The 24,970-nt window shown below is 72.2% G+C and carries 27 protein-coding genes; 10 read left to right on the forward strand and 17 right to left on the reverse strand.

Annotation, left to right across the window (positions count from 1 at the left end; translation table 11 throughout):
• Nucleotides 1-21 precede the first annotated feature (21 nt).
• From ABD269_RS20155 to hisI, 3 genes are all read right to left on the reverse strand, one after another.
• Nucleotides 22-723, reverse strand: coding sequence for a TIGR02234 family membrane protein (locus ABD269_RS20155; RefSeq protein WP_344119661.1), 702 nt, complete (start codon nucleotides 721-723; stop codon nucleotides 22-24).
• Between the two features lie 79 nt (nucleotides 724-802).
• Complete coding sequence (locus ABD269_RS20160; RefSeq protein WP_344119663.1) at nucleotides 803-2,329, reverse strand: anthranilate synthase component I; 1,527 nt, start codon at nucleotides 2,327-2,329, stop codon at nucleotides 803-805.
• Nucleotides 2,330-2,340: 11 nt separating this feature from the next.
• Entirely contained in the window at nucleotides 2,341-2,718 is a 378-nt protein-coding gene (gene hisI / locus ABD269_RS20165; protein ID WP_116215596.1) for a phosphoribosyl-AMP cyclohydrolase, read from the reverse strand.
• 132 nt (nucleotides 2,719-2,850) lie between these two features.
• Here hisI and ABD269_RS20170 point away from each other — a divergent pair, with 132 nt between their 5' ends.
• Nucleotides 2,851-3,726, forward strand: a complete 876-nt coding sequence (locus ABD269_RS20170; RefSeq protein ID WP_344119665.1) for a hypothetical protein — start codon at nucleotides 2,851-2,853, stop codon at nucleotides 3,724-3,726.
• A 55-nt stretch (nucleotides 3,727-3,781) separates the two neighbouring features.
• The gene (locus tag ABD269_RS20175; protein WP_301888112.1) at nucleotides 3,782-4,414 is read left to right on the forward strand and encodes a TIGR03085 family metal-binding protein; all 633 of its coding nucleotides are present in this window, start codon (nucleotides 3,782-3,784) and stop codon (nucleotides 4,412-4,414) included.
• Between the two features lie 23 nt (nucleotides 4,415-4,437).
• On the opposite strand, the gene hisF is transcribed toward ABD269_RS20175, so the two are convergent.
• From hisF to hisD, 8 genes are read right to left on the reverse strand one after another with little or no spacing between them, the layout of a single operon-like run.
• Nucleotides 4,438-5,193 (reverse strand): imidazole glycerol phosphate synthase subunit HisF, encoded by a 756-nt coding sequence (hisF, locus tag ABD269_RS20180; RefSeq protein WP_344119668.1) that lies wholly within the window; start codon nucleotides 5,191-5,193, stop codon nucleotides 4,438-4,440.
• A complete protein-coding gene (locus ABD269_RS20185) occupies nucleotides 5,190-5,594 on the reverse strand; it encodes a RidA family protein (RefSeq protein WP_344119671.1) in 405 nt (134 codons plus the stop codon). Before ABD269_RS20185 ends, hisF begins: the two co-directional genes overlap by 4 nt.
• Complete coding sequence (priA, locus tag ABD269_RS20190) at nucleotides 5,591-6,316, reverse strand: bifunctional 1-(5-phosphoribosyl)-5-((5-phosphoribosylamino)methylideneamino)imidazole-4-carboxamide isomerase/phosphoribosylanthranilate isomerase PriA (protein ID WP_344119765.1); 726 nt, start codon at nucleotides 6,314-6,316, stop codon at nucleotides 5,591-5,593. Before priA ends, ABD269_RS20185 begins: the two co-directional genes overlap by 4 nt.
• Before the next feature lie 8 nt (nucleotides 6,317-6,324).
• Entirely contained in the window at nucleotides 6,325-6,966 is a 642-nt protein-coding gene (hisH, locus tag ABD269_RS20195) for an imidazole glycerol phosphate synthase subunit HisH (RefSeq protein WP_344119673.1), read from the reverse strand.
• Entirely contained in the window at nucleotides 6,963-7,127 is a 165-nt protein-coding gene (locus tag ABD269_RS20200) for a hypothetical protein (RefSeq protein WP_301888104.1), read from the reverse strand. Before ABD269_RS20200 ends, hisH begins: the two co-directional genes overlap by 4 nt.
• Nucleotides 7,124-7,717 carry an imidazoleglycerol-phosphate dehydratase HisB gene (gene hisB, locus ABD269_RS20205; protein ID WP_344119677.1) on the reverse strand — a complete coding sequence of 198 codons (594 nt, stop codon included), beginning with the start codon at nucleotides 7,715-7,717 and terminating at the stop codon, nucleotides 7,124-7,126. The genes ABD269_RS20200 and hisB overlap by 4 nt, the downstream gene beginning before the upstream one ends.
• A complete protein-coding gene (locus ABD269_RS20210) occupies nucleotides 7,714-8,820 on the reverse strand; it encodes a histidinol-phosphate transaminase (RefSeq protein ID WP_344119679.1) in 1,107 nt (368 codons plus the stop codon). The genes hisB and ABD269_RS20210 overlap by 4 nt, the downstream gene beginning before the upstream one ends.
• On the reverse strand, nucleotides 8,817-10,133 hold the full coding sequence (gene hisD / locus ABD269_RS20215) for a histidinol dehydrogenase (protein ID WP_344119681.1): 1,317 nt from the start codon (nucleotides 10,131-10,133) through the stop codon (nucleotides 8,817-8,819). Before hisD ends, ABD269_RS20210 begins: the two co-directional genes overlap by 4 nt.
• Nucleotides 10,134-10,296: 163 nt before the next feature.
• Here hisD and ABD269_RS20220 point away from each other — a divergent pair, with 163 nt between their 5' ends.
• From ABD269_RS20220 to ybaK, 3 genes are all read left to right on the forward strand, one after another.
• Nucleotides 10,297-11,898, forward strand: a complete 1,602-nt coding sequence (locus ABD269_RS20220) for an oxidoreductase (protein WP_344119683.1) — start codon at nucleotides 10,297-10,299, stop codon at nucleotides 11,896-11,898.
• 87 nt (nucleotides 11,899-11,985) lie between these two features.
• Nucleotides 11,986-12,723 (forward strand): LON peptidase substrate-binding domain-containing protein, encoded by a 738-nt coding sequence (locus tag ABD269_RS20225; RefSeq protein ID WP_301888093.1) that lies wholly within the window; start codon nucleotides 11,986-11,988, stop codon nucleotides 12,721-12,723.
• A 19-nt stretch (nucleotides 12,724-12,742) separates the two neighbouring features.
• Entirely contained in the window at nucleotides 12,743-13,240 is a 498-nt protein-coding gene (ybaK, locus tag ABD269_RS20230; protein ID WP_301888091.1) for a Cys-tRNA(Pro) deacylase, read from the forward strand.
• Nucleotides 13,241-13,287: 47 nt separating this feature from the next.
• On the opposite strand, the gene ABD269_RS20235 is transcribed toward ybaK, so the two are convergent.
• The 4 genes from ABD269_RS20235 to ABD269_RS20250 all read right to left on the reverse strand — a co-directional run bounded on the left by ABD269_RS20235 (nucleotide 13,288) and on the right by ABD269_RS20250 (nucleotide 16,471).
• Entirely contained in the window at nucleotides 13,288-14,121 is an 834-nt protein-coding gene (locus ABD269_RS20235; protein ID WP_301888089.1) for a thioredoxin domain-containing protein, read from the reverse strand.
• A gap of 56 nt (nucleotides 14,122-14,177) precedes the next feature.
• A complete protein-coding gene (locus ABD269_RS20240) occupies nucleotides 14,178-14,858 on the reverse strand; it encodes a hypothetical protein (RefSeq protein ID WP_344119686.1) in 681 nt (226 codons plus the stop codon).
• A gap of 96 nt (nucleotides 14,859-14,954) precedes the next feature.
• Nucleotides 14,955-15,779 carry a thioredoxin domain-containing protein gene (locus tag ABD269_RS20245; protein WP_344119688.1) on the reverse strand — a complete coding sequence of 275 codons (825 nt, stop codon included), beginning with the start codon at nucleotides 15,777-15,779 and terminating at the stop codon, nucleotides 14,955-14,957.
• Nucleotides 15,780-15,820: 41 nt separating this feature from the next.
• On the reverse strand, nucleotides 15,821-16,471 hold the full coding sequence (locus ABD269_RS20250) for a hypothetical protein (RefSeq protein ID WP_344119690.1): 651 nt from the start codon (nucleotides 16,469-16,471) through the stop codon (nucleotides 15,821-15,823).
• A 125-nt stretch (nucleotides 16,472-16,596) separates the two neighbouring features.
• Between ABD269_RS20250 and dnaE the strand changes: the two genes are divergently transcribed.
• The gene (gene dnaE / locus ABD269_RS20255; RefSeq protein WP_301888082.1) at nucleotides 16,597-20,139 is read left to right on the forward strand and encodes a DNA polymerase III subunit alpha; all 3,543 of its coding nucleotides are present in this window, start codon (nucleotides 16,597-16,599) and stop codon (nucleotides 20,137-20,139) included.
• Between the two features lie 143 nt (nucleotides 20,140-20,282).
• On the opposite strand, the gene ABD269_RS20260 is transcribed toward dnaE, so the two are convergent.
• On the reverse strand, nucleotides 20,283-20,453 hold the full coding sequence (locus ABD269_RS20260; protein WP_301888081.1) for a hypothetical protein: 171 nt from the start codon (nucleotides 20,451-20,453) through the stop codon (nucleotides 20,283-20,285).
• A gap of 253 nt (nucleotides 20,454-20,706) precedes the next feature.
• On the opposite strand from ABD269_RS20260, the gene ABD269_RS20265 reads away from it, so the two are divergent.
• The 4 genes from ABD269_RS20265 (at nucleotide 20,707) to ABD269_RS20280 (ending at nucleotide 24,715) form a co-directional block, all read left to right on the forward strand.
• Complete coding sequence (locus tag ABD269_RS20265) at nucleotides 20,707-22,029, forward strand: NYN domain-containing protein (protein WP_344119694.1); 1,323 nt, start codon at nucleotides 20,707-20,709, stop codon at nucleotides 22,027-22,029.
• A 70-nt stretch (nucleotides 22,030-22,099) separates the two neighbouring features.
• Nucleotides 22,100-23,110, forward strand: a complete 1,011-nt coding sequence (locus ABD269_RS20270; protein ID WP_301888077.1) for an ABC transporter ATP-binding protein — start codon at nucleotides 22,100-22,102, stop codon at nucleotides 23,108-23,110.
• A gap of 67 nt (nucleotides 23,111-23,177) precedes the next feature.
• Nucleotides 23,178-24,014, forward strand: coding sequence for an ABC transporter permease (locus ABD269_RS20275; protein WP_344119696.1), 837 nt, complete (start codon nucleotides 23,178-23,180; stop codon nucleotides 24,012-24,014).
• 59 nt (nucleotides 24,015-24,073) lie between these two features.
• Nucleotides 24,074-24,715, forward strand: coding sequence for a hypothetical protein (locus tag ABD269_RS20280; protein ID WP_344119698.1), 642 nt, complete (start codon nucleotides 24,074-24,076; stop codon nucleotides 24,713-24,715).
• An 80-nt stretch (nucleotides 24,716-24,795) separates the two neighbouring features.
• On the opposite strand, the gene ABD269_RS35395 is transcribed toward ABD269_RS20280, so the two are convergent.
• Entirely contained in the window at nucleotides 24,796-24,870 is a 75-nt protein-coding gene (locus ABD269_RS35395; RefSeq protein ID WP_374223834.1) for a 50S ribosomal protein bL37, read from the reverse strand.
• Nucleotides 24,871-24,970 lie beyond the last annotated feature (100 nt).

Below are 24,970 nucleotides of genomic sequence, written 5' to 3' on the forward strand. Positions count from 1 at the left end.
GGGCGTGTTCCCTGCCGTCTTTCACGGCCGCTTCCCCGGGCTGTCGCCGGGGGCGGTCGGCTGCGCTCCGCCGGGCTCGCCGGTGGGGTCCTCGCCGCGGTCGAGGGCCTTCCAGAGCTCTTCGGGGCGTTCGGGGTCGGGGGCGGTGCGGGGGCGGCGCGGGCGGGGGGTGCCGTCGCGCTCGTAGCGGCCGGACATCGCGGGCCAGTGCCGTCCGTGGCGCAGGGCGAGCAGCCCGGCGAGGAAGAGCAGCACTCCGCCGGTGAGGGCGACCCACGGCCAGGGGGTGTGGCTGACGTGGTCGACGGCGGCGCTGGTGAGGCCCTGGGCCTTGGCGGCCTTCTCCTCCAGCGCGCTGGTGTCGAAGGCGCCGGTGGCGGCGCCGGCGACGATCCCGGCGCCGCAGAGTGCGAGGACCGCGGCGACGACGGTGCGCCACACGCCGCGGACGGCGAAGACGGCGACGAGCGTGGCGAGGCCGACGACGGCCAGGGCGCCGGGCAGGCCGTTGACGTCCTGGCCGGTGACCTGCTTGGAGACGGCGCTCTGGGCGATGTCGGCCGCGGCCGTGCCCTCGGCCCAGGTGCGTCCCCCGGCGAGGAGGACGAGCGCGGCTCCGGCGGCGCCGAACAGCAGGGCGGCGCCGACGCTGCGCCGCCCGGCGCCACCGGCGCGGGGGGCGGGCTCGGCCTGGGGACGGGGGTGGGGTACGGCTGCGCTCACGGTTACCACTATCTCTTGTGCCGCCCGCCCCGGCGCCCGGGGGTCCCCTCAGGGGCTTCCCGGGCGCCGGGGTACGGGGTCAGGCGCGGGGTGCAAGGCGGTTGGCGGAGTGCACCGCGCGCAGGACGGCCGCGGCCTTGTTGCGGCACTCGGCGTCCTCGGCGGCCGGGTCGGAGTCGGCGACGACGCCGGCGCCCGCCTGGACGTACGCGGTGCCCCCGCGCAGCACCGCGGTGCGGATGGCGATGGCGGTGTCGGAGTCGCCCGCAAAGTCGAGGTAGCCGACGCAGCCGCCGTACAGGCCGCGGCGGGCGGGCTCCAGCTCCTCGATGATCTGCATGGCGCGGGGCTTGGGCGCGCCGGAGAGGGTGCCGGCGGGGAAGCAGGCGGTGAGCACGTCGAAGGCGGTGCGGCCGGGGGCGAGGCGGCCGGTGACGGTGGAGACGATGTGCATGACGTGGCTGTAGCGCTCGACGGACATGAAGTCGACGACCTCCACGCTGCCGGGTTCGCAGACCCGGCCGAGGTCGTTGCGGCCGAGGTCGACGAGCATGAGGTGCTCGGCGCGCTCCTTGGGGTCGGCCATCAGCTCCTCGGCGAGGGCCGCGTCGGCCTGTGGGGTGGCGCCGCGCGGGCGGGTGCCGGCGATCGGGTGCACCATGGCGTGCCCGTCCTCGACCTTGACCAGTGCCTCGGGGCTGGAGCCGACGATGTCGAAGCCGTCGAAGCGCAGGAGGTACATGTACGGGCTGGGGTTGGTGGCCCGCAGGACGCGGTAGACGTCGAGCGCGGAGGCGGTGCAGGGGGTCTCGAAGCGCTGGGAGGGCACGACCTGGAAGGCCTCGCCCGCGCGGATGCGCTCCTTGATGTCGTCGACGGCCGCCATGTAGTCCGGGCCGCCCCAGCGGGCGGTGTACTCGGGGAGTTCGGAGGGCGGCAGGGCGGTGGGGTCGGTGGGGACCGGCCTGCGGAGGTCGGCGGCCATGGCGTCGAGGCGGGCGACGGCGTCGGCGTAGGCCTCGTCGATGCCGGTGTCGAGGTCGTTGTGGTTGATCGCGTTGGCGATCAGCAGGACCGTGCCGTCCCAGTGGTCGAGGACGGCGAGGTCCGAGGTGAGCAGCATGGTCAGTTCGGGCAGGCCCAGGGTGTCCTCGCCGTGCTCGCCGATCTTCTCCAGGCGGCGGACGATGTCGTAGCCGAGGTAGCCCACCATGCCGCCGGTGAAGGGCGGCAGTCCGGTGCCCTCTATGAGGTCGCGGGGGGTGTGGAGGGCGGCGACGGTGGCGCGCAGGGCCTGGAGCGGGTCGCCTTCGGTGGGGACGCCCACGGGCGGGGTGCCGAGCCAGTGGGTCCGCCCGTCGCGCACGGTGAGGGTGGCGGAGCTGCGGACGCCGACGAAGGAGTAGCGGGACCAGGTGCGGCCGTTCTCGGCGGACTCCAGCAGGAAGGTGCCGGGGCGTTCCGCCGCGAGTTTGCGGTAGAGGCCGACGGGGGTGTCCCCGTCGGCGAGGAATCGCCTCGTGACCGGGATGACCCGGCGGTCCTTCGCGAGCGTACGGAAGGTATCGGCGTCGGGCGTGATGTCACCCGTGGTCGTGGCAGCCATGGCAGCGGAGCCTACTGGCCCAGCGGCAGGACATCGGCATCGAAGCAGGTGCGGTCGCCGGTGTGGCAGGCCGCGCCGACCTGGTCGACCTTGACGAGGAGGGTGTCGCCGTCGCAGTCGAGGGCCACGGACTTCACGTGCTGGAAGTGGCCGGAAGTGTCGCCCTTGACCCAGTACTCCTGGCGGCTGCGGCTCCAGTAGGTGCAGCGGCCGGTGGTCAGAGTGCGGTGGAGGGCCTCGTCGTCCATCCAGCCGAGCATGAGCACCTCGCCGGTGTCGTACTGCTGGGCGATGGCGGGAACCAGCCCGTCGGCGCTGCGCTTGAGGCGGGCGGCGAGGGCGGGGTCGAGGGCGGTGGTCCCGGGGGCGGGGCGAGTGGTGCCGGTCATGGTGTCCATTCTGCCGCCATGCGCGGCGGGCCGGGTGGCGCCCGTGGCATTGACGGGGGCCGGGTCCCTGGTCACGGTCTTGATCAGGAGCCCGGCGGACGGGTTGTCAGTGGCGTACGGCATGCTTCGACCATGACGTCTCCGCCGCCGCCGAACTCCCCGGAACCGCCCCGCGACAGCGGTGGGTTCGGCCCGCCCCAGGGTTTCGGGCCGCCGTCGGCCCAGCCGCCCGCGCAGCCTCCCGTCCAGCCGCCCGCGCAGCCCTACGGTCAGCCTTACGGCCCGCCGCAGGGCGGGCCGGCCGGCGGTCCGGGTTATGGACAGCCGCAGGGTTTCGGCCAGTACGGACAGCAGCAGTACGGGCAGCAGTTCGCGCCGCCGGTGCCGCCGCCCCCGCCGCCGTCGGGTGGCAACGGCGCGAAGGTCGCCGCGATCGTGGTCGCCGTCGTGCTGGTGGCGGGGCTGGTCGTCGGCGGCATCATCCTCACGGCGAAGGGCGGCGGCGGTGACACGAAGGCGAAGGGGAAGAGCTCGCCGAGCCCGTCGGTGACGTCGTCCGCGCCGTCCGCGGATGCCTCCGGGCCCGGTTCCGACCTGGCTGACCCCAGGCCCTCCGCGTCCTCGGGCCCGTCGCTGCCCGGGGACCAGCAGGTGCCTTATGTGGTGCTCAAGCCCGGCCAGTGCTTCGACCACCCGAGCCTGACCACCGGCATCTCCACGGTCGTCACGATGTTGTGCAGCGGCACGCACGACGGCGAGGTGATATCCAACGCGACGCTGATGGGCTCGTTCGACAGCGAGCAGGCGATCCAGGACAAGGCGAAGGACATGTGCGAGTCCACCGCGCGGAAGCGGGTGGGTTCCATATCCGACGGCCGTACGTACTACTCGTATGTGCTGTATCCGGCGAAGCGGACGTACGACCGTGGCCAGAACCAGATCACGTGCACGATCACGCGCAGCATCACACCGGGCGGCTCGAAGCTGACGGAGCCGCTGCCGGACTGACGCGGCCCGTCGCGGCGCCGTGGCACGGACCGGTCCCCGGCCGTAGGGTGGCCGCATGTCGACCCACGCACAGCGCGAACGCCTGCTCCTGGCCGATCTGTTGGAGACCGCGGGCCCCGGCGCCCCCACGCTCTGCACCGGCTGGCAGACCCGTGACCTGGCCGCCCATGTCGTCGTGCGGGAGCGCCGCTCCGACGCGGCGGCGGGTCTGGTGATCAAGGCACTGGCCCCGCGGCTCGAGCGGGTGCAGGCCGAATTCGCCGCCAAGCCGTACGAGGAGTTGCTCCAGCTCATCCGCACCGGGCCGCCGCGCCTGTCGCCGTACGCCCTCAAGCAGGTCGACGAGGCCGCCAACACCGTCGAGTTCTTCGTGCACACGGAGGACGTACGGCGCGCCCAGCCGGACTGGGCGCCGCGCGAGCTGGACCCGGTGTTCGCGGACGCGCTGTGGGCCCGGCTGGAGCGGGTGGCGCGGATGCTCGGCCGGAAGTCGCCGGTGGGCCTGGTCCTGCGCCGCCCCGACGGCCGCACGGCGGTGGCCCACCGGGGCGCGCCCGTGGTGACGGTGACGGGCGAGCCGGGTGAGCTGACCCTGTTCGCGTTCGGCCGCCAGGCGGCGGCGCGGGTGGAGCTGACGGGCGACGAGAATGCCGTGGCCAAGCTCCAGGAAGCGGCGCTGGGCCTCTAGGCGCCCCGGCCCCCGGGTGCCCCTCAGCGGACCGGGTGGCCCGCTTCGCGGAGGCTGCTCTTGACTTCGGCGATCTTCAGGTCGCCGAAGTGGAAGACGGACGCGGCCAACACCGCGTCCGCGCCCGCCTCGACGGCCGGGGCGAAGTGCTCCAGCCGCCCGGCGCCCCCGCTCGCGATCACCGGCACGGTCACGTGCTTGCGCACGGCCGCGATCATCTCCGTGTCGTAGCCGTCCTTCGTGCCGTCGGCGTCCATGGAGTTCAGCAGGATCTCGCCCGCGCCGAGCTCCGCCGCGCGGTGGGCCCACTCGACGGCGTCGATGCCGGTGCCGCGGCGGCCGCCGTGCGTGGTGACCTCGAAGCTCCCGGATCCGGTGCGCCGGGCGTCCACGGAGAGCACCAGCACCTGGCGGCCGAAGCGCTCGGCGATCTCCTGGATCAGCTCGGGCCGGGCGATGGCCGCGGTGTTGACGCCGACCTTGTCGGCGCCGGCGCGCAGCAGCTTGTCGACGTCGCCCGCGGTGCGGACGCCGCCGCCCACGGTCAGCGGGATGAAGACCTGCTCCGCGGTGCGGCGCACCACGTCGTAGGTCGTCTCACGGTCGCCGGAGGAGGCGGTGATGTCGAGGAAGGTGAGTTCGTCCGCGCCTTCCGCACCGTAGATCCTGGCCATTTCGACGGGGTCGCCGGCGTCGCGCAGGTTCTGGAAGTTGACGCCCTTGACGACCCGGCCGTTGTCCACGTCCAGGCAGGGGATGACTCGGACCGCCAGGGTCATGTGTTCGTTGCTCCTCGGTACGCTTCTACTTCTACTTCGACCAGCACGCGCGAGTCGACGAAGCCGGAGACGACCACCAGGGTCGCCACGGGCCGCACCGCCTCGAAGAACTCCTTGTGGGCGCGGCCGACCGCGTCGACGTCCCGCGCGTGGGTCAGGTACATGCGGGTGCGGATGACGGCCTCGGGGCCGAGGCCGAAGTCCGCCAGGGCGGCGACGGCGTTCCCGAAGGCCGCTCTGGCCTGTTCGTAGGGGTCGCCCTCGCCGTGCAGCACGGAGCCGTTGAACGGCAGGGTTCCGGCCACCAGCACCCGGTCCCCCGCCGCGACAGCGCGCGCACAACCGAACGTCTCTTCCCAGGGACTGTCGTCGCTCTGCACCCGCTGCACGGCTTCGCTCATACGGAAACAGCCTCCAGGGCCTCTTCCAAGGTGAACGCCTTGGCGTAGAGGGCCTTCCCCACGATGGCGCCTTCGACGCCCTCCGGTACCAGGTTGGCGATCGCCCGCAGATCGTCAAGGGAGGAGACGCCGCCGGAGGCGACTACCGGCCGGTCGGTCGCGGCGCAGACGTTCTTCAGGAGCTCCAGGTTGGGGCCCTGGAGCGTGCCGTCCTTGGCGATGTCGGTGACGACGTAGCGGGCGCAGCCCTCGGCGTCCAGGCGGGCGAGGGTCTCGTAGAGGTCGCCGCCGTCGCGGGTCCAGCCGCGGCCGCGCAGGGTGGTGCCCTGGACGTCCAGGCCGACGGCGATCCGGTCGCCGTGCTCGGCGATGACCTTGGCGACCCACTCGGGGGTCTCCAGGGCGGCGGTGCCGAGGTTGACGCGGGTGCAGCCGGTGGCGAGGGCCGCGGCGAGCGAGGCGTCGTCGCGGATGCCGCCGGACAGCTCGACCTTGATGTCCATGGAGCGGACGACCTCGGCGATCTGCGGCCGGTTGTCGCCGGTGCCGAAGGCGGCGTCGAGGTCGACGAGGTGCAGCCACTCGGCGCCGGAGCGCTGCCAGGCGAGGGCGGCGGAGAGCGGGTCGCCGTAGGAGGTCTCGGAGCCGGAGGCGCCGTGGACGAGGCGGACGGCCTGGCCGTGGCGGACGTCGACGGCGGGGAGGAGTTCGAGCTTCGGCATCACGGGGCTCACAGGGTCTCGATCCAGTTGGTCAGCAGCTGGGCGCCGGCGTCGCCGGACTTCTCGGGGTGGAACTGGGTGGCGCACAGCGGGCCGTTCTCCACGGCGGCGACGAACGGCTCGCCGTGGGTGGCCCAGGTGACCTGGGGCGGCCGGATGTGGTCCGCGGTGATCTCGAAGCCCCACTCGCGCACCGCGTAGGAGTGCACGAAGTAGTAGCGGGCGTCGGCGTCGAGGCCGGCGAAGAGCCGGGAGCCCTCGGCGGGGGTGACGGTGTTCCAGCCCATGTGCGGGACGACGGGCGCCTTGAGCGGCTCGACCGTGCCGGGCCACTCGTCGAGGCCCTCGGTCTCCACTCCGTGCTCGATGCCGCGCTCGAAGAGGATCTGCATGCCGACGCAGATGCCCATGACGGGGCGGCCGCCGGAGAGCCTGCGGCCGACGACCCAGTCGCCGCGGGCGGCGCGCAGGCCCTTCATGCAGGCCTCGAAGGCGCCGACGCCGGGGACGAGCAGCCCGTCGGCGTTCATGGCCGCGTCGTAGTCGCCGGTGATCTCGACGTCCGCGCCGACGTGGGCGAGGGCGCGCTCCGCGGAGCGGACGTTGCCGAAGCCGTAGTCGAAGACGACGACCTTCTTGCGGTCGCTCATGCCCAGACCTCCAGGCGCATCACTCCGGCGACGAGGCACATCGCGCAGCCGATGCCGAGCAGCACGATCACGCCCTTGGGCACGCCCTGCTTGGCGAAGGAGATCATCCCGCCGAGGAGGAAGAGACCGACGACGATCAGGATGGTGGACAGGCCGGTCACAGCGCGCCCTTCGTGGAGGGAAGGATTCCGGCCGCGCGCGGGTCGCGCTCGCTGGCGTAGCGCAGCGCGCGGGCGAGGGCCTTGAACTGGCACTCGACGATGTGGTGGGCGTTGCGCCCGTACGGGACGTGGACGTGCAGGGCGATCTGGGCCTGCGCGACGAAGGACTCCAGGATGTGCCGGGTCATCGTCGTGTCGTACGAGCCGATCATGGGCGCCATGTTCTCGGGCTCCGTGTGCACGAGGTAGGGGCGCCCGGAGAGGTCCACGGTGACCTGGGCGAGGGACTCGTCCAGGGGGACCGTGCAGTTGCCGAAGCGGTAGATGCCGACCTTGTCGCCGAGGGCCTGCCTGAAGGCGGCGCCGAGCGCGAGCGCGGTGTCCTCGATGGTGTGGTGGGTGTCGATGTGCAGATCGCCGTCGGTCTTGACCGTGAGGTCGAAGAGCCCGTGGCGGCCGAGCTGGTCGAGCATGTGGTCGTAGAAGCCGACCCCGGTCGACACGTCGACCTGCCCGCTGCCGTCGAGATCGATCTCGACGAGGACGGAGGTCTCCTTGGTGGTGCGCTCTATGCGGCCCACGCGGTTCATGAGTTGTTCTCCTTGCGAATGGTGCGCACCGCGTCGAGGAAGGCGTCGTTCTCGGCGGGGGTGCCCGCGGTGACCCGCAGCCATCCCGGTACGCCGTTGTCCCGGACCAGGACGCCCTGGTCGAGGATGGCCTGCCACGCCTCGTGGCTGTCCGCGAAGCGGCCGAACTGGACGAAGTTCGCGTCGGACTCCGTCACCTCGAAGTCCATGGCCCGCAGCTCGGCGACGATGCGGTCGCGCTCCGCCTTGAGCTGTTCGACATAGGTGAGCAGCGTGTCCGTGTGTTCCAGGGCCGCGAGCGCGGTGGCCTGGGTGACGGAGGACAGGTGGTACGGCAGCCGTACGAGCTGGACGGCGTCGACCACCGCGGGGTGCGCGGCCAGATAGCCCAGCCGCAGCCCGGCGGCGCCGAAGGCCTTGGACATGGTGCGGGAGACGACGAGGTTCGGCCGTCCCTCGATGAGCGGCAGCAGCGAGGGGCGATGGCTGAACTCGCCGTACGCCTCGTCGATGACGACCAGACAGGGCCTGGCCGCCTGCGCCGCCTCGTACAGCCGCAGGACGGTGCCGGCCCCGACGGCGGTGCCGGTGGGGTTGTTGGGCGAGCAGATGAAGACCACGTGGGGCCGCTGCTCGGCGATGGCGGTGACGGCCGCGTCGACGTCGATGGTGAAGTCGGCGCGGCGCGGGCCGGGGATCCAGCCGGTGCCGGTGCCGCGCGAGATCAGGGCGTGCATCGAATACGAGGGCTCGAAGCCGATCGCGGTGCGGCCGGGCCCGCCGAAGGTCTGGAGCAGCTGCTGGATGATCTCGTTGGAGCCGTTGGCCGCCCAGACCTGGCCCGCGGTGACCTCGTGGCCCGCGGTGCGGGTGAGGTACTTCGCGAGCTCGGTGCGCAGCTCGACCGCGTCCCGGTCGGGGTAGCGGTTGAGGTGCCGGGCGGCCTCGGCGACGCGCTCGGCGATGCGGGCGACGAGGGGCTCGGGCAGCGGGTAGGGGTTCTCGTTGGTGTTCAGGCGTACGGGCACGTCGAGCTGGGGCGCTCCGTACGGGGACTTGCCGCGCAGCTCGTCCCTGATGGGCAGGTCGTCGATCCCGGTCACTTGCTCTGTGGCACCTTCCAGTCGAACCTCGCCTTGAGCGCGGCTCCGTGCGCGGGCAGGTCCTCGGCCTCGGCGAGCGTCACCACGTGGTGGGTGACCTCGGCGAGGGCGTCGCGGGTGTAGTCCACGACATGGATACCGCGCAGGAAGGACTGCACGGACAGGCCGGAGGAGTGACAGGCGCAGCCGCCGGTGGGCAGGACGTGGTTGGAGCCGGCGCAGTAGTCGCCGAGGGAGACGGGGGCGTAGGGGCCGACGAAGACCGCTCCGGCGTTGCGGACGCGGGCGGCGACCTCGGAGGCGTTCTCGGTCTGGATCTCCAGGTGCTCGGCGCCGTAGGCGTCCACGACGGCGAGGCCGTGCTCGATGTCGTCGACGAGCACGATGCCGGACTGGCGGCCCGCGAGGGCGGGGACGATCCGGTCCTCGATGTGCTTGGTCGCGGCGACCTGGGTCTCCAGCTCCTTCTCGACGGCCTTCGCCAGCTCCTCGGAGTCGGTGACGAGCACGGCGGCGGCCAGCGGGTCGTGCTCGGCCTGGCTGATGAGGTCGGCGGCGACGTGCACGGGGTCGGCACTCGCGTCGGCGAGGATGGCGATCTCGGTGGGGCCGGCCTCGGCGTCGATGCCGATGCGGCCCTTGAGCAGCCGCTTGGCGGCGGCGACCCAGATGTTGCCGGGGCCGGTGACCATGTTGACCGGGCGGCAGTCCTCGGTGCCGTAGGCGAACATCGCGATGGCCTGGGCGCCGCCGGCGGCGTAGACCTCGTCGATGCCGAGCAGCGCGCAGGCCGCCAGGATCGTGGGGTGGGGCAGCCCGCCGAAGTCGGCCTGGGGCGGGGAGGCGACGGCCATCGAGCCGACGCCCGCTTCCTGGGCCGGCACCACGTTCATGATCACGGACGAGGGGTAGACCGAGCGGCCGCCGGGGACGTAGAGGCCGACGCGGTCGACGGGGACCCAGCGCTCGGTGACGGTGCCGCCGGGCACGACGGTGACGGTCTTGTCGGTGCGCCGCTGCTCGCGGTGGACGATGCGGGCGCGGCGGATGGACTCCTCCAGCGCGGCGCGCACGGCCGGGTCCAGCTCCCGCAGGGCGCCGGTGATCTCCTCGGGCGCGACACGCACCCGGTCGATGGTGACGCCGTCGAACCGCTCCGCGTAGTCGATCAGGGCCGCGGTGCCACGATGATGCACGTCCTCGCAGATGGGCCGCACCTTCTCCAGGGCGGCCTCCACGTCGAGTTCGGCTCGGGGCAGCAGGTCGCGGTCGACGCCGGAGGCGGTGCCGCGCAGATCGATTCGGGAGATCACAGGGTCAATTGTCTCAGACCCGTCCCGGCACACGGCTCCCTGTACCAACCGGTGATACGCGCCGCCGGGCCGCACGAACCTCTCACCATGGGTGTTCAATCCGTCACACGGCGGGAATGGGGACGGTACCGAGTGGTATGCGTGGCGGAAGGGGGTACGGTCCGTGACCGAACCGCACGACAGCGAACCACCCGCCGGGCTGGATCTCACCACCGCCGAATGGGGGATGTGGCGGGCGTTCCGGATGGGCGCCACCCACGATCTGCGCGTGGCGCAGCCCGAGTGGAACGACCCCTCCGGCCCGCACCCCTGGGGTCCCGAGCGCAGCGTGCGCGCCCGGATCGTCGCCCTGCTCCTCCTCGACGGGCCGCCCGCCCAGCCGGGGAGGGTGTCGGCCCTCAAGCTCAACGGCGTACGGATCACGGGCTCGCTCGACCTGTCGGGCGGGACCGTCGTCCCGTACGTGGAGATGCTGAACTGCCGCTTCGACCAGCAGGTGCTGCTGCCGGAGTGCCACTTCACCACGCTGCGGCTGGTCGGCTGCGCCATCCCCCGGCTGGAGGCCGCCCGGCTGCGCACGGAGGGCGATCTGCACCTGCCGCGCTGCGTCGTGCAGAACGGCATCCGCCTGACCGACGCCCACATAGGGACGGACCTGCTGCTCAATCAGGTGGTGGTGCGCCAGGACCGGCGGGGCCTGTCGGTCGCCGCCGACGGCATGTCGGTCGGGCAGGACCTCCAGGCGGAGCTGATGCGGTCGTACGGCGAGCTGAGCATGCGGGGCGCCACCATAGGGGTCTCGCTCAGCCTGCGCGGCAGCACCCTGAGCAATCCGTACGGGCGGCGCGCCCTCAACGCCCCGCAGATGACGGTCGAGCGCACCCTCTATCTGACGGCGGCCGGTTACAGCAGCGCCGCCTTCGCCAGCGGGTTCACTCCCCCGTACGGCATCGTCACCACGCCCGAGCGGGGCACGCGGGTGCAGCGCTTCGAGTGCCGGGGCGGGGTGCGCCTGGACGACGGGCGGTTCGGTGACGCGGTGGACTTCAGCCAGGCGCGGTTCGTCCTGGAGGCGGACCAGGAGCTGTCGCTGCGCCGGATCCAGACGCCGGAGCTGCGCTTCCTCGGCGAGTGGGGGCAGCGCGGGCGGGTCGTGCTGTCGGGGGCCAGGATCGTCAATCTCGTCGACCGGGCGGAGAGCTGGCCGGGCCCCGGCGGGCTGGTGATGGCCGGTTTCTCCTACGAGAACCTGATACCGCTCGGCCCCTTCCCGCTGAGCAGACGGCTGGAGTGGGTGGCCGCCGCGACCCCGGAGTACGCGCCGGAGCCGTACGAAAAGCTGGCGGGCGCCCTGCGCGACAGCGGGGAGGACGCCGAGGCGCGGGAGGTGCTGCTGGCCAAGCAGCGCAGGCGGCGCGAGACGCTGCCGCTGGCGGGCAAGGCGTGGGGGTATCTCCAGGACTGGACGGTGGCGTACGGCTACCGCCCGGGGCGGGCGGCGGTGTGGATGGCGGTGCTGTGGGCGGCGGCCACGGTCTATTTCACCTGTCACCCGCTGACGCCGATCAAGGACCACGAGGGTCCCGCGTGGAACCCCGAGCTGTACGCCCTGGACCTGCTGCTGCCGGTGATCGACCTGGGCCAGGGGCAGGCCTGGAGACCGACGGGGGTGGCGCAGTGGGTGGTGGCGGCCCTGATCCTCCTGGGCTGGATACTGGCGACCACGGTGGCGGCGGGAGCGTCCCGCCTGCTCCGCCGCCAGTGACCACATGCCGGCCCGCGGCGGGCGCATCCGTACGGGCCGGGGAAAACCCCCGACCAGCCGACCGCCCAGGCCATTAGGCTACGGGCTGTGACCACCGCACGCCTCCCCCTCTTTCCCCTCAACACCGTGCTGTTCCCCGGCCTCGTGCTCCCCCTGAACGTCTTCGAGCAGCGCTACCGCGCTCTGATGCGCGATCTGTCGGAGCTGCCGGAGGAGGAGCCGCGCCGCTTCGGGGTCGTCGCCATCCGCGACGGCCACGAGGTCGCGCGCACCGCCCCGGGCCTGCCGGAGGGGGCGCGGCCGGAGCCGGGACCTGCGTCCGGTTTCGGTGCCGACCCGCTGAAGTCGTTCTATTCGGTCGGCTGCGTGGCGGAGGCGGCCACGATCCGCGAGCGCCCGGACGGCACGTACGAGGTCCTCTCCTCCGGGACCAGCCGCTTCCGGCTGCTGTCCGTCGACGCCTCGGGCCCGTATCTGACGGGCGAGGTGGAGTATCTGGAGGAGGAGCAGGGCGACGAGGCGGGCGCGCTGGCCACCGGGGTCGTGCGGGCGTTCCGCGCGTACCAGAAGCGGCTGGCGGGCGCGGCCGAGAGCTCCCTGGCCGGGCAGGCCGACCTGCCGGGGGAGCCGTCCGTGCTGTCCTATCTGGTCGCGGCGGCGGCGATGCTCGACACCCCCGCGAAGCAGCGGCTGCTCCAGGCCCCCGACACCGCGAGCAGGCTCGCGGAGGAGCTGAAGGTGCTGCGCGCCGAGACCGCAGTGATCGCCAAGCTGCCGTCGCTGCCCGCGGTGGACCTCACCCAGCAGCCGACCAGCCCCAACTGAACCCGGCCGGGAGGGCGCGGTGAAGAAGCCGAAGAAGCAGCAGTCCGGTTCGACCCCGGCGATCGTCGCCCTGGAGCGGGCGGGCGCCTCGTTCACGGTGCACGCCTACGAGCACGATCCGGCCGTCGCCTCGTACGGCCAGGAGGCGGCCGAGGCGCTGGGCGTCGATCCCCGGCAGGTCTTCAAGACGCTGGTGGCGGAGGTGGACGGCGCGCTGACGGTGGCGGTGGTGCCGGTCGCCGGTTCCCTCGACCTCAAGGCCCTCGCGGCGGCGGTGGGCGGCAAGCGCGCGGCGATGGCCGACCCGGCGGCCGCGGAGCGCACGACGGGGTACGTACGGGGCGGCATCTCACCGCTGGGGCAGCGGAAGAAGCTGCCGACGGCGCTGGACGCGTCCGCGCGCTCGCAGCCCACGATCTGCGTCTCGGCGGGCCGCCGCGGCCTGGAGGTCGAGCTCTCCCCCGCCGACCTGGCGGCTCTCACGGACGCGGTGGTCGCGCCGATCGCCCGGGACTGAGGGCGGGCGGACGGGGCTCGGGGGCCCGTCCGCCCGCCGTCGGTCCGCTACTTCTTCGGGCCGAACTCCTTGTCGATCACCGAGGCGAAGTCCTCCTTGGCGATCGGCGGGTTCTGCGTGCCGGGGCTGGTCAGCTTCTTGTCGCCGTGCAGCAGCGTGGGCGTGCCGTTGATGCCGTTCTTGCCGAAGAGCTTGCCCATCTCCAGGCCCCACTTGGCGTAGGTGCGGTCGGTGACGTTCTTCTCGAAGTCCTTGTTGCCCTTGAGGGCCGGGACCTGCTGGGCGACCTCGATGAGCTTCTTGTCGTCGGAGTAGGCGTCGTTCTGCTCGTCGGGGTGGTTCTGCTTGGAGTAGAGCGCTTCCTTGTACTCGACGAACGCCTCGGGGCCGACGTTCAGCGCGGCGCCGAGCGCGCTGACGGCGTTCTTGGAGCCGGTGCCGCCGGCCGGGCCGTCGTCGATGAAGTTGACCATGACGAAGCGGACCTTGTAGCGGCCGTCCTTGACGTCCTTGCGCAGCTGCTCGCCGGAGTTCTGCTCGAACATGGCGCACACCGGGCAGCGCACGTCCTCGTAGACGGTGAGGGTCTCCTTGGCCTTCGGGTCGCCGATGACGATCTCGTTGCCGTTGTCGCCGGTGGTGTTGGCGGGCTTGACGAGGTCCTTCTTCGCCACGGCGGCCCACTCGCCCTTGCCGGAGCCGCCGTCGTTCATGTTGCTGACGGCGACGCCGATGCCGCCGGCTATCGCGAGGACGACGACGATCGACCCGGCGACGACGAGCTGGCGGCGCGTCTTGTCCTTCTTGGCCTGGCGCTCGCGCTCGGCGCGCAGCCGCTCGCGGGCGGCCTGCTTGTTCTGCGGGTTGTTGCGGTTGCTCATGATGTCTTCTCCGGTGAAGTACGGATGGGGGGACCGCTGTTGCTGCGGGCAGTGCGTCAGGCAGCTGCCGGGCAGAGGGGCGGTCCGCGCCGTACGACGGAGTGGACGAGGAGCGGGAGGGTGCGCGGGGGCGGGACGCGGCGCGCGGGCCGTACGGGCGCCCGGTGGGGCCCCCGGGCCGCGGCGGCCAGTGCGGCGACGGCCAGCAGCAGCGGCCGGAAGGCGAACGCGGCCACCGCGCGCAGCAGCCGGGCCAGGGCCACCTCGCCGCGCCGCAGCCAGGCGGCGGCCAGCAGGCCCACCGTGATGTGGCAGGCGAGGAGCAGCCAGGGCAGGGCGGCGGAGTCCGCGGCGGGGGCGGTGCCGCCCTGGGCGGCCATGCGGGCGAGCGGGGTGCCGAACCCGCCGCCGTGGCAGACCAGGTCGACGCCGATCGAGTGCAGCGGGCCGGCTATCGGGCCGCCGGCCCGCCCGTAACAGGCGTGCTGGCCGGTGGTGAAGACGGTGTCGGCCGTCAGCTCCAGCGGGACGAGGAGGGAGGCGATCCGTCCGTATCCGCGCTCACGGTCGGCCAGTGCGTAGGCGATCGCGAAGAACGCGGCGGACAGCACGGCGACGGTGGAGACGGGCAGCGGCGTCCGCGAGAGCAGGACGTGGGAGGCGGCGGAGAGCGTGACACAGAGCGCCGTGAAGAACGTCGCACGCAACGCCCTCAGTCGAACTCCCGTCCCCTCCATGAGGCCGAAGTTTGCCACGCTCTCGGGTAAGTGTCGTGTCAAGATTCGGCATCGGTGGCGGGGACGGGACGCCCGGTGCGGATGGGGACGAAGAGGTCAGGACTTGAGCTGTTCGTCGACGGCCTTGTTGTACTGGTCCGGGGTGATCGGCGCGTTCTTGCCGTCCGGCGCGGTCAGCTTCTTGCCGTCGAGCTTGACCGTCGGGGTGCCGGTGACGTCCTTGTTGGTGTCGAAGGCGTCGGACACCTCCAGGGCCCACTTGTCGAAGGTGCCGTCCTCGACGTTCTTGCGGAAATCGGCGTTGCCCTTGAGCGCCGGGATCCCGTCCGCGATCTTCAGCAGGACGTCGTCCTTGGCGTAGTCGTCCTTCGTCTCCTGCGGGTGGTTGTCCTTGGCGTAGAGGGCCTTGTTGTAGGCGCTGAAGGCCTCGGGGCTGACGTTCAGGGCGGCGCCGAGCGCGCTGAGGGCGTTCTTGGAGCCGACGCCGCCGAAGTTGCGGTCGAGGAAGGTGGCGACGTGGTACGAGACCTTGTACTTGCCGTCCTTCACGTCCTTGTCGATCGTCCCGCCGACGTTCTGCTCGAAGACCGAGCAGATCGGGCAGCGCATGTCCTGGAAGAGGTCCAGGGTGTGCTTGGCCTTCTTGTCGCCGATGACGATCTCGGTGCCCTTGTCGCCCGCGGTGTTGGCGGGCTTGACGAGGTCCTTCTTCGCGGCGGCCGTCCAGGCGGAGTCCGAGCCGCTCTTGCCCATCTGGCTGACGGCCACGCCGATGCCCGCGGCGACCGCGAGGATCGCGACGACAGACCCGCCGACGACGAGCTGGCGGCGCGTCCTGTCCTTCTTGGCCTGGCGTTCCCGCTCGGCGCGCAGCCGCTCGCGGGCGGCCTGCTTGTTCTCGTGGCTGTTGCGCTTGCTCATGGGGTGACTTCTCCGTGTGTGCTGCTGTGGTCCGTGACTGCTCAGGCGAGGGCGGTGCCGAGCGGCGGCGGGCCACGGCGGACGACGGAGTGCGTCAGCGCGGGCGGGGTGGCGGGCACGCGCGCGTGGCGCGCGGGGCGGACGCGCGCGCTGCCCGGCCGTACGGCCGGGGAGGCGGCGGCCGTGCGCAGGGGCCGGAAGGCGGCCGCCGCGGCCGCGGCCAGCAGTCTGCCGAACGCGGCCTCGCCGCGGCGCAGCCAGGCGGCGGCCAGCAGGGCCACCGTGACGTGCGCGGCGAGGAGCAGCCAGGAGGCGGTGTCCGGTCCGGTGACGGGCGCGAAGGGGCCATGGAGTGCGCCCCCGCCGCAGAGCGCGGTGAGCGCTCCGGGGACGGGGTGGCCGTCCGTGCCGAAGCAGGTGCGCTGCCCGGTGGTGAACACGGCGTCGGCGGCCAGTTCCAGCGGGACGAGCAGGGCGGCGATGTGCGCGAAGCGGCGCTCGCGGCCCGCCAGGGCGTAGGCGAGCGCGAAGACGGCCGCGGAGGTCACGGCGACGACCGGCAGGGGCAGGGCCACGCCGGACAGCAGCACGTGGGAGGCGGCGGACAGCAGGACGCACAGCGCGGTGAAGAGCACCGCCCGCGCCGTCCTCGGTCCTGCCGCCGAAATGTCCATGAGGGACGAGTCTGTCATGGGCCCCGGTAAACGCCGACTAAAGCCCCGGGAGGTCGCAGCGCGCCCTCGTCTGTCAGTGGGGGCCGGTAACCTTCAATGCTGTCTCCCCGCTGTCGCCGACCGTTCGCCGGAGGTCTTCCACCGTGACCAAGCCGCCCTTCACGCACCTGCACGTACACACGCAGTACTCCCTGCTGGACGGTGCCGCGCGGCTCAAGGACATGTTCAACGCGTGCAACGAGATGGGCATGACCCATATCGCGATGTCCGACCACGGCAACCTCCACGGCGCGTACGACTTCTTCCATCAGGCCAAGAAGGCGGGCGTCACGCCGATCATCGGCATCGAGGCGTATGTCGCGCCGGAGTCCCGGCGCAACAAGCGGCGCATCCAGTGGGGCCAGCCGCACCAGAAGCGCGACGATGTGTCCGGTTCGGGTGGTTATACACATAAGACGATCTGGGCGTCGAACAAGACCGGTCTGCACAACCTCTTCCGGCTGTCCTCCGACGCCTATGCCGAGGGCTGGCTGACCAAGTGGCCCCGCATGGACAAGGAGACGATCGCCCAGTGGTCCGAGGGCCTGATCGCCTCCACCGGCTGCCCGTCCGGCGAGGTGCAGACCCGGCTGCGGCTCGGCCAGTTCGACGAGGCCGTGCAGGCCGCGAGCGACTACAAGGACATCTTCGGCGAGGGGAAGTACTTCCTGGAGCTGATGGACCACGGCATCGAGATCGAGCGCCGGGTCCGCGACGGCCTGCTGGAGATCGGCAAGAAGCTCGGCATCCCGCCGCTGGTCACCAATGACTCGCACTACACCTATGCGCACGAGGCGACCGCCCACGACGCGCTGCTGTGCATCCAGACCGGCAAGAACCTCTCCGACCCGGACCGCTTCCGCTTCGACGGCACCGGCTATTACCTGAAGTCGACGGACGAGATGTACGCCATCGACTCCTCCGACGCCTGGCAGGAGGGCTGCGCCAACACCCTCCTGGTCGCCGAGCAGGTCGACACCACGGGCTGGTTCGAGAAGCGCGACCTGATGCCGAAGTTCGATGTGCCCGAGGGGCACACCGAGACCAGCTGGTTCCGCGAGGAGACCATGCGCGGCATGGCCCGCCGCTACCCCGGCGGCATCCCGGAGGACCGGCTCAAGCAGGTCGAGTACGAGATGGACATCATCATCTCGATGGGCTTCCCGGCCTACTTCCTCGTGGTCGCCGACTTCATCATGTGGGCGAAGAACAACGGCATCGCGGTCGGCCCCGGCCGAGGCTCCGCGGCCGGTTCGATCGTCGCCTACGCCATGGGCATCACCGACCTCGACCCGATCGAGCACGGCCTGATCTTCGAGCGGTTCCTCAACCCCGAGCGCATCTCCATGCCCGATGTCGACATCGACTTCGACGAGCGCAGGCGCGCCGAGGTGATCCGCTATGTGACCGAGAAGTACGGCGCCGACAAGGTCGCCATGATCGGCACCTACGGCACCATCAAGGCCAAGAACGCCATCAAGGACTCGGCCCGCGTGCTGGGCTATCCGTACGCGATGGGCGACCGCCTCACCAAGGCGATGCCCGCCGACGTCCTCGGCAAGGGCATCCCGCTCTCCGGCATCCTCGACCCCGCCCACCCGCGCTACGGCGAGGCCGGCGAGATCCGCGGGATGTACGAGAACGAGCCGGATGTGAAGAAGGTCATCGACACCGCCCGCGGCGTCGAGGGCCTCGTGCGGCAGATGGGTGTGCACGCGGCCGGCGTGATCATGTCCAGCGAGACGATCACCGACCACGTCCCGGTCTGGGTCCGGGCCTCGGACGGCGTCACCATCACGCAGTGGGACTACCCGAGCTGTGAGTCGCTCGGCCTGCTGAAGATGGACTTCCTGGGCCTGCGCAACCTCACGATCATGGACGACGCCGTCAAGATGGTGAAGGCCAACAAGGGCGTCGAGCTGGACCTGCTGAAGATCCCGCTGGACGACCCGACGACGTACGAACTGCTCTGCCGCGGTGACACGCTCGGTGTCTTCCAGTTCGACGGCGGGCCCATGCGCTCGCTGCTGCGCCTGATGAAGCCCGACAACTTCGAGGACATTTCCGCCGTCTCGGCCCTGTACCGGCCGGGCCCGATGGGCATGAACTCGCACACCAACTACGCGCTGCGCAAGAACGGCCAGCAGGAGATCACGCCGATCCACCCGGAGCTGGAGGAGCCCCTCAAGGAGGTCCTCGGCGTCACCTACGGTCTGATCGTCTACCAGGAGCAGGTGCAGAAGGCCGCCCAGATCATCGCCGGGTACTCCCTCGGCGAGGCCGACATCCTCCGCCGGGTGATGGGCAAGAAGAAGCCCGATGAGCTGGCGAAGAACTTCGTGTTCTTCAAGGAGGGCGCGCAGAAGAAGGGCTTCTCCGAGCAGGCCATCCAGGCCCTGTGGGACGTCCTGGTGCCCTTCGCCGGCTACGCCTTCAACAAGGCCCACTCCTCGGCGTACGGCCTGGTCACCTACTGGACCGCCTACCTCAAGGCCAACTACCCGGCCGAGTACATGTCGGCGCTGCTCACCTCCGTGCGCGACGACAAGGACAAGTCGGCGATCTATCTCAACGAGTGCCGGCGCATGGGCATCAAGGTGCTCCCGCCGAACGTCAACGAGTCCGAGGCCAACTTCGCGGCCCAGGGCGACGACGTGATCCTCTTCGGCCTCACCGCCGTCCGCAACGTCGGGCAGAACGTGGTGGACTCGATCATCCGCTCCCGCAAGTCCAAGGGGAAGTACAGCTCCTTCCCGGACTTCCTCGACAAGGTCGAGGCCGTCGTCTGCAACAAGCGCACCGTCGAATCGCTGATCAAGGCCGGCGCCTTCGACGAGATGGGCCACACCCGCAAGGGCCTCACCGCGCACTACGAACCGATGATCGACAACGTGGTGGCGGTCAAGCGCAAGGAGGCGGAGGGCCAGTTCGACCTCTTCGGCGGGATGGGCGACGAGACCGCCGACGACGGGCCCGGCTTCGGCCTGGACGTGGAGTTCTCCGACATCGAGTGGGAGAAGGCCTATCTGCTCGCGCAGGAGCGCGAGATGCTCGGCCTCTATGTCTCCGACCACCCGCTCTTCGGTATCGAGCACGTCCTCAACGACAAGGCCGACGCCGCCATCTCCCAGCTGACCGGCGGCGAGCACGCGGACGGCGCGATCGTCACCATCGGCGGCATCATCTCGGGCCTCCAGCGCAAGATGACCAAGCAGGGCAACGCCTGGGCCATCGCCACCGTCGAGGATCTGGCCGGTTCCATCGACTGCATGTTCTTCCCGGCCACCTATCAGCTGGTCTCCACCCAGCTCGTCGAGGACGCCGTCGTCTTCGTCAAGGGCCGCCTGGACAAGCGCGAGGACATTCCGCGCCTGGTCGCCATGGAGCTGATGGTCCCCGACCTCTCCAACGCGGGCACCAACGCCCCCGTGATCATCACCATCCCCACCGTGAAGGTCACCCCGCCCATGGTGGAGAAGCTGGGCCAGGTGCTCACCCACCACCGTGGCTCCACCGAGGTGCGGATCAAGCTCCAGGGGCCGCGGAAGACCACCGTGCTGCGCCTGGACCGGCACCGGGTCACGCCCGACCCGGCGCTCTTCGGCGACCTCAAGGTGCTGCTCGGCCCGTCCTGCCTGGCCGGCTGAGCACCGGCGGGAGACCGCCGAGGGCCCGCCGGGCCCGCGATCGCGCACGAGGGGCGCGCCCGGATCACCCGGGCGCGCCCCTCGCTGCATCAAGGCGCCGGTGGGCACCGTCCGTTGCCGGCCGGATGCCGCCGGGGCGCCGGTCAGTTGTGGCCGAAGCGCTTCTGCTTGCCCTTGCGGGCCATGTCGCCCGGGGTGACCTGGGACTGCCGCTGCTCGCTCTGAGTCTCCAACGAGGAGCTCTTGGCCTGCTGCTGCCCGCGCTCGGCCGCGCTCGACTGCTGCGGCTGCTTCCGGTTCTTGTTCTTGGCCATGCTGAAGTGCCTCCACTTCCGTGCGACCCCCTGCCGTCACCCTCGCACGCACAGGCGAACCGTGCATTTCGGGTAATTACCGTGCGTGATAGGTGCACTTATCGCGGTCAGCCCGTATCCGCCACGCCGAAGATCCAGTTCGGACTGATAACCCCCGCACGGTCGGGCAGACTCCAGGAAAGCCAAGGAAAAACGGGGCACGGCAGTGCCGGGGGGCGACCGCACTTCTGGACGGACAGAAAGAGGGTGGAACGTGGACCGCTGCGTCGTCCTGGTGGACGCCGGTTATCTGCTGGGCGCCGCCGCGAGCCTGCTGGCGGGGGAGCCCGCCCGGTCCCGCATCACCGTGGACCACGCGACCCTCATCCAGGGGCTCCGAGAACGCGCCGAGGCCGAGACGGAACAGCCCCTGCTGCGGATCTACTGGTTCGACGGCGCCCCGGACCGCGTGCCGCAGCCCGAGCACCGCAGGCTGCGCGTCATGCCCCGGGTCACCGTCCGGCTGGGCGCCCTCACCCGCAGCGACGGCCGCTGGGCACAGAAGGGCGTCGACGCCGCGATGCACGCCGAGCTCACCGAGCTCGCCCGCAACCGCGCGTGCTCGGACATCGTGCTCGTGACCGGTGACGGCGACCTCCTGCCGGGCCTGATGTCCGCCAAGGAGCACGGCGTCGCCGTCCACCTCTGGGCCGTCCAGGCCGCCGACGGCGACTACAACCAGTCCGAGGACCTCGTCGCCGAGGCCGACGAGCGGCGCGTCCTGGACCGTACGTGGATCACCCGGGCCGTCCGCGCCAAGGAGCTCACCGGCGCCTGCGCGCCCTCCCCCGCGCCCCGTCCCGAGATCGCCGCGATCCTCTCCGCACCGCTGCCCGAGACCGCGGCGGCCGCCGCGGCCGCGGCCGCGCCCCATCCCGCGGACGCCCGTCCCGCCGAGCGCAACGGCACCCGGCCCGCCGCCCCGGCCGCGCCCTGCACCACCGAGCGCGGGCAGGAGAACGGCGAGACGCCCGCGGCGCGCGGCGTGCCCACCCCGAAGGACCTCGCGGGCCTCGCCCGCGGCCTCGCCGGGCAGTCCCAGGGCCCCGCCTCCGGCCAGCCCGCCGCCCCGGGCCAGCCGGGCCAGGGCACATCCGGCCTCGCCCCCAGCGCCACCCTGCGCTGGTCCTCCGACAAGGGCTGGGTCGACCGCGGCGCGGGCGCGGGGATCGGCGAGCCGCCCGAAACCGCCTCGCTGCCGATGCTCGCCCAGCTCACCAGCGCCGAGCAGCGCTGGGCCGACCGCGAGGAGGACATCACCACCGTCGGCGGCGACCCCTTCGAGGTGGGCCAGGTCTTCGCCCGCCGCTGGACGGAGCGGCTCACCGACTCCGTGCACCTGCAGCACCTGTCCACCGAGTACCCGCGGATCCCGCACCGCATCGACGGCGAGCTGCTGCGCTACGCGGCGCGGTTCGGGCTGCTGGCGCACAAGGACGACCAGATCGACGAGCACGACCGCTATGCGATCAGGGCCGGTTTCTGGCGCGAGATCGACGCCCGGACCGCCGCGGAGCACGCGCCCGCCGGGGACTGACGCCACCGGGCGCCGTGCCGCGCGGCCCCAAGCGCGAGGGCGCACGGCCAACCGCGTACCCTCATAGCTCGTGAGGACGGGTGCACAACAGGCGGCGACGGGCAGCGCGGTATGCACCGTGCGCGGCCTGGTCAAGACCTATCCCGCCGCGCGCGGCCGCCGCGGAGCGCCCGGAACGGCCGCCGTACGGGCCAGCGACGGCATCGACCTCGATGTCCTGCGCGGCGAGATCTTCGGACTGCTCGGCCCCAACGGCGCCGGGAAGTCCACGCTGGTGCGCCAGCTCACCGGGCTGCTCCGCCCCGACGAGGGCAGCGTCGACCTCCTGGGCCACGACCTGGTCCGCCACCCCGAGCGCGCCTCGCGCCTCGTCGGCTACCTCGGCCAGGAGTCGACGGCCCTGGACGAGCTGACCGTCGCCCTCGCCGCCGAGACCACCGGCCGGCTGCGCGGTCTTGACCTGCGCACGGCCCGTGCCGAGCGCGACGCCGTCATCGAGGAGCTCGGCCTGGGGCCGATCGCCGGGCGGCCGCTCAAGAAGCTTTCCGGCGGGCAGCGCCGGCTGGCCTGCTTCGCCGCCGTGCTGGTCGGCGACCGGCCGGTCCTCGTCCTGGACGAGCCCACCACCGGCATGGACCCCGTCGCGCGCCGCGCGGTGTGGGCGGCCGTCGACCGCCGCCGCGCCGAGCGCGGCGCGACCGTCCTGCTCGTCACCCACAACGTCATCGAGGCCGAGACGGTCCTGGACCGGGTCGCGGTGCTGGAGCGGGGCCGGATCATCGCCTGCGACACCCCCGCCGGGCTCAAGGAGCTGGTCGGCGACGAGGTGCGCGTCGAGCTGGTGTGGCGCTCCGAGCCGCCGCTGCACGTCCCCGAGGTCGCCGCGCTGCGCAGCGCGGCGACCGAGACGGGCCGCCGCTGGTCGCTGCGGCTCGGCCCCGCCGAGGCGCGAGCGGCCGTCGCCGCCGTCACCGGCGGTCCCGCCTTCGCCGCGCTGGACGACTTCACCCTCGCCACCCCGAGCCTGGAGGATGTCTATCTGGCTCTGGGCGGCCGTGCGGAAGGGCTGGTCAAGGGGTGAACGCCCGCACCACGGGGCCGAGCCGTGCGGCCGGGCGCCGGTCCGTACCGAAGAGGAGCATCGCGGCGTGACTGCTGTATCCGCAGAAGCGGCACCCGGGCAGACCCGGGCCGAAGGGCGGGCGCGCCCGCGGCCGGACGGCGGGGCGGCCGCTCCGCTCGCGCCGAGGGCACGGCTGCTGCCGTCGCTGGCCGCGGTCTACCGCGCGCAGCTGTCGCGGGCCCGGGTGGCGCGGATACCGCTGCTGTTCGTGGCGACGTTCCAGTCCGTCGGGATCATGATCCTGATGCGCGGTGTCGTCGACGGCGGTGACGAGGCGCGGGCCGTCGTGGCCGGGTCCAGCGTGCTGGTCGTCGCGTTCGTCGCGCTGAACCTCCTCGCCCAGTACTTCGGTCAGCTGCGCGCGAGCGGCGGTCTCGACCACTACGCGACGCTGCCGGTGCCGCCCGCGGCCGTGGTGCTGGGGGCGGCGGCGGCGTACGCGTCGTTCACCGTGCCCGGGACGGCCGTGACGGCGGTGGTGGGCAGCGTGCTGTTCAAGCTGCCGCTGGGGCACCTGTGGGTCCTCGCGGCGGTCGTGCCGCTGTCCGGGGCGGCGCTCGCCGGGCTGGGCGCGGCGCTGGGGCTGCTCGCGCCCCGGCAGGAACTGGCGACGCTGTGCGGCCAGTTGGGCATGTCCGCGGCGCTGCTGCTGGGTGTGCTGCCCGCGGCCCGGATGCCCGCCCTGATCGCGTACGCGCGTGACCTGCTGCCGTCCACCTACGGCGTGGAGGCGCTGGCCCGGAGCTTCGACCCGCGGCCCGACTGGCTGCTGATCGCCGCGGATCTGGGCGTGTGCGCGGCCGTGGGTGTGGTGTCGCTGGCGGCGGCGACCTGGGCGTACCGCCGGGCGGCCGTCCGGTGACGCGCCGCAGCGAGCGTCCTGCCGCCGACGGCACGCCGTCCACCTGGCACGATGGCGGGGTGACCGCACCGCTGACGCCGCACGACCCGCCGCCGCACGAGCCTGTGCACGGGCCCTTCGACCCGGAGCCGCCCGCCGACGAGCGGGATCCGGGGCTGCGCGCCGAGCTGCGGCAGGCCGCGGTCGTCGCCGCGGTGGTGGCGGTGGCCGGGGTGCTGCTGGGGCTGCTGTGGGTGTGGATCGCGCCGCGCGTCCCGCTGATCTCGGACGGCAAGGCCGTCTATCTGAAGAACTCCGAGGGCGAGCAGGCGATCGGTGCGGACGGCACGTTCGCGCTGCTGGCGCTGGGCTTCGGCGTGCTGAGCTCGGCGGTGGTGTTCTGGTTCCGCCGCCGGGGCGGCATCCCGCTGGTCGCCGGGCTGGCGGCCGGTTCCCTTCTCGCCTCGCTGATCGGCTGGCGGCTGGGCGTCTGGCTCGGCCCGTCCTCCGACGTCGTCGCGACCGCGAAGGCCGTGGGCAAGGGCGTGGTCTTCGACGCCCCGCTCAAGCTGGGCGCCAAGGGCGTCCTGCTCGCGTGGCCGCTGGCGGCGATGGCCGTGCACCTGTGTCTGACGGCGGCGTTCGGGCCGCGTGACGAAGAGCCGGAGCCGCACTGGCCGAGCGCCGGCCCCGGCACCGGCCCGGCCGTCGACCCGCACTGACGCAAGGCCGCCTGCTGCCGAGTGCCGGACGGGCCCGGTCGTGTCGTCGTCCGTGCGGCCCGTCCGGCGCGGCCCCCTGATTAAGCGGGGCGTCGGCCGTGGTTGGCCTTGTTCTTCTTCAGGCGCCAGCGGCGCTTGCGGGTGCGCTTCGACATGGTCCCTCCCGGCGCGGGGCGCGCGTACGGCGGCCCGCACCTAGGTCGTAGCGGACCCGCGGCCAACAGTCCAGAGCCCGGACGAACTGTCAGCTTTCGT

The organism is Streptomyces blastmyceticus, from assembly GCF_039521185.1.
GTDB classification, from domain to species: domain Bacteria; phylum Actinomycetota; class Actinomycetes; order Streptomycetales; family Streptomycetaceae; genus Streptomyces; species Streptomyces blastmyceticus.

Bases quoted from the DNA above. Each gene is read 5' to 3' on its own strand.
- hisB (WP_344119677.1), bottom strand. From the start codon at position 7,717: ATGAACCGCGTGGGCCGCATAGAGCGCACCACCAAGGAGACCTCCGTC.
- ABD269_RS20240 (WP_344119686.1), bottom strand. From the start codon at position 14,858: ATGGAGGGGACGGGAGTTCGACTGAGGGCGTTGCGTGCGACGTTCTTC.
- hisI (WP_116215596.1), bottom strand. From the start codon at position 2,718: ATGACCGGCACCACTCGCCCCGCCCCCGGGACCACCGCCCTCGACCCC.
- ABD269_RS20245 (WP_344119688.1), bottom strand. From the start codon at position 15,779: ATGAGCAAGCGCAACAGCCACGAGAACAAGCAGGCCGCCCGCGAGCGG.
- priA (WP_344119765.1), bottom strand. From the start codon at position 6,316: ATGCCGAAGCTCGAACTCCTCCCCGCCGTCGACGTCCGCCACGGCCAG.
- ABD269_RS20235 (WP_301888089.1), bottom strand. From the start codon at position 14,121: ATGAGCAACCGCAACAACCCGCAGAACAAGCAGGCCGCCCGCGAGCGG.
- ABD269_RS20175 (WP_301888112.1), top strand. From the start codon at position 3,782: ATGTCGACCCACGCACAGCGCGAACGCCTGCTCCTGGCCGATCTGTTG.
- ABD269_RS20250 (WP_344119690.1), bottom strand. From the start codon at position 16,471: ATGACAGACTCGTCCCTCATGGACATTTCGGCGGCAGGACCGAGGACG.
- ABD269_RS20160 (WP_344119663.1), bottom strand. From the start codon at position 2,329: ATGGCTGCCACGACCACGGGTGACATCACGCCCGACGCCGATACCTTC.
- ABD269_RS20185 (WP_344119671.1), bottom strand. From the start codon at position 5,594: ATGAGCGAAGCCGTGCAGCGGGTGCAGAGCGACGACAGTCCCTGGGAA.
- hisF (WP_344119668.1), bottom strand. From the start codon at position 5,193: ATGACCCTGGCGGTCCGAGTCATCCCCTGCCTGGACGTGGACAACGGC.
- ABD269_RS20170 (WP_344119665.1), top strand. From the start codon at position 2,851: ATGACGTCTCCGCCGCCGCCGAACTCCCCGGAACCGCCCCGCGACAGC.
- ABD269_RS20260 (WP_301888081.1), bottom strand. From the start codon at position 20,453: ATGGCCAAGAACAAGAACCGGAAGCAGCCGCAGCAGTCGAGCGCGGCC.
- hisH (WP_344119673.1), bottom strand. From the start codon at position 6,966: ATGAGCGACCGCAAGAAGGTCGTCGTCTTCGACTACGGCTTCGGCAAC.